The sequence below is a fragment of the Rhizobium sp. SVR5-2C genome (assembly GCF_056755115.1).
Genome location: NZ_JBNDHT010000489.1, coordinates 1 through 250, shown reverse-complemented (window position 1 = coordinate 250; position 250 = coordinate 1). Strand labels below are relative to the sequence as shown.

Genomic DNA, 250 nt, shown 5'->3' with positions numbered 1-250 from the left:
GGGCTACATCACCGTTCAGGGACGGGAGAAAGATCAGATCAACCGTGGCGGCGAAAAGATTGCCGCAGAAGAGATTGAAAACCTGCTGCTGCGCCACGACGCGGTGATCCACGCGGCCCTGGTGAGCATGGAGGACAGCCTGCTGGGTGAAAAGAGCTGCGCGTATCTGGTGGTGAAAGAGCCACTGCGTGCGGTGGAGGTGCGCCGCTTCCTGCGTGAGCAGGGCGTTGCAGAATTTAAACTGCCGGAC

1 protein-coding gene is annotated in these 250 nt (G+C 60.0%); it reads left to right on the top strand.

Going from position 1 to position 250, the window contains the following annotated elements:
* A partial coding sequence (locus tag ACPYOI_RS36630; RefSeq protein WP_481424253.1) for an AMP-binding enzyme occupies positions 1–250 on the top strand: 250 nt, incomplete at both ends.